Source organism: Clostridium sp. UBA5119 (assembly GCF_002414285.1).
GTDB lineage: Bacteria > Bacillota > Clostridia > Clostridiales > Clostridiaceae > Clostridium_J > Clostridium_J sulfidigenes.
In genome coordinates this window covers 490-2777 of sequence record NZ_DHYX01000087.1, presented here as the reverse complement: position 1 = coordinate 2777, position 2288 = coordinate 490, and the positions used below count along the sequence as shown (strand labels likewise).

At 31.9% G+C, this 2288-nt stretch carries 2 protein-coding genes, 2 tRNA genes and 1 rRNA gene; all 5 read left to right on the top strand.

What is annotated here, in order from left to right; translation table 11 throughout:
- Positions 1-27 precede the first annotated feature (27 nt).
- Positions 28-145 (top strand): 5S ribosomal RNA (gene rrf / locus B2671_RS13740).
- A gap of 5 nt (positions 146-150) precedes the next feature.
- Positions 151-227: transfer RNA gene (locus B2671_RS13735), tRNA-Ile, on the top strand.
- 5 nt (positions 228-232) lie between these two features.
- Positions 233-308, top strand: a tRNA-Ala gene (locus tag B2671_RS13730).
- A gap of 189 nt (positions 309-497) precedes the next feature.
- The gene (surE, locus tag B2671_RS13725; RefSeq protein WP_346870913.1) at positions 498-1247 is read left to right on the top strand and encodes a 5'/3'-nucleotidase SurE; all 750 of its coding nucleotides are present in this window, start codon (positions 498-500) and stop codon (positions 1245-1247) included.
- Positions 1248-1325: 78 nt separating this feature from the next.
- Positions 1326-2288 (top strand): alanine--glyoxylate aminotransferase family protein (locus tag B2671_RS13720; protein WP_346870912.1); only part of this gene is annotated, 963 nt, incomplete at its 3' end.

The window sequence follows — 2288 nt, the reverse complement described above, 5'->3', positions numbered from 1 at the left end:
GAATCCTCTTCGCGGAGCCATATTAAATTTGGTAATTATGCCTTAGATGGATACACCCGTATCCATACCGAACACGAAGGTTAAGCATCTAGGGGCCGATAGTACTGCATGGGAAGCTGTGTGGGAGGGTAGGTTGTTGCCAAGTAATATGGATCTTTAGCTCAGTTGGTTAGAGCAACCGGCTCATAACCGGTAGGTCCGGGGTTCGAGTCCCTGAAGGTCCACCATATTTGGGGGTATAGCTCAGTTGGGAGAGCACCTGCCTTGCACGCAGGGGGTCAAGGGTTCGAATCCCTTTATCTCCACCAAAGACACTGCATATGCAGTGTCTTTTTTTTATATAATTTTATAATATTTTAAGATAAACTTTCTCCTTAGTATGTTAAAATAAAAAAGTAGATAGTATTTCTTTTTGGGTGAATTAATTATTTAATAAGATTTTAGATAAATGAAAGGAGGGAAAATAGAGAATATAAATTTCTCTATTTTATATAATTATGAATATATTAATAACCAATGATGATGGAATTACGGCAAAAGGTATACAGATTATTGCACAGAGACTTCAAAATGCACACAATATATTGGTAGTAGCACCTGATAGTCAAAAAAGTGCTAGCAGTCATTCCATAACATTAATGAATCCTCTTATTGTAAAAAAAGAAAAAATAGAAGGTGTAAATGCTCCATGTTTTAGTGTAAGTGGTACACCTGTAGATTGTACAAAAATTGCAATAACTACTATTGCTAGTACAAAAATAGATATAGTAGTATCAGGAATAAATGATGGATTTAATTTAGGCACCGATGTAATATATTCAGGGACTGTGTCTGCAGCCGTTGAAGGAGCATTAAATAATACCCCAGCAATTGCATTATCTTGTGATGGGAATGAAGAAAGTTATGAAATAGCTGCAGATTATGCAGAAAAAATATTAAATAAAATTAGAAGTGAGAAAATTGGAAACACAGTACTAAATGTAAATATTCCATCCATAAGTAAAGATAAATTAAAGGGATTAAAGGTATGTAAAATAGGTGAAAGAAATTATAATAATGTATATGTTGAAGTAGAGAAAAGTGATGATAATGTAGTATATAAAATAACTGGTGCACCGGATGATGCAATGCAAGATAATACTGATGTAGACATGATTAAAGAAGGATATATAACAGTTACACCACTACATTATGACTTAACCAATTTTAAATTAATAACAAAAATGGAAAATATGCTAGAAACATAAATTGGAAATTAACAAAGTTTTTATTTAAAATATTGTGATTAATTAGTAATATTAAAGACATGAATAGGGGATGAAATGATGAATAAACCATATGTATTTACACCAGGACCTACTAATGTAAGAGAAAATGTTAGATTGGCTAGGGCTATTGAAACTACTAATCCAGATTTAGATAAGGATTTTTATGATTTTTATAGAGAAACTTGCAGTAAAATTGGGAAAGTACTAAATACTGAAAAGGATGTGTTTATATTAAGTGGTGAAGGTATATTAGGATTGGAAGCTGCTTGTGCATCACTTACAGAACTAGGAGATAGAGTACTAATTATTGATAATGGGGTATTTGGTGAAGGCTTTGCTGATTTTGTGAAAATATATGGAGGAATACCTGTATTTTATTCTGTTGATAGAAAAAGAGAAGTAAATGTGGAGCATTTAAGACAATTTCTTGATAAAGATAGTAATTTTAAATATGCAACTATAGTTCATTGCGATACACCATCAGGAGTGCTTAATGACATAAGTAAAATTTGTCCAATGCTTAAAGAATATGGAATATTAACAGTTGTAGATAGTGTTGCAGCTATGGGAGGAGAACCTATAAATGTAGATGAGTGGGATATAGATATTGCATTAGGAGGTTCTCAAAAAGCTTTTTCAGCTCCACCAGGATTAACTATTGTTACGGTTAGTGATGATGCGGATAAAGCTATGAGAATAAGAAATACTCCGATTGTAGGATTTTATTGTAACTTAACTATATGGAAGGGATATTATGATAAAAAATGGTTTCCATATACTATGCCAATAAGTGATATATATGGACTTAGAGTTGCTATAGATAATATACTTGAAGAAGGAATAGAGAATGTATACAATAGACATAAAAATATTGCTGTAGCTATTAGAAATGCATTAACTAGCTATGGGTTGAAGTTATATTTAGATAGTGGCTTTTCATCTACAGTTACAGTAGTGGAACCACCTAGAGGAATAGAAGTAAATAAGTTAATTAATTATATGAGAGATAATTATAATCTA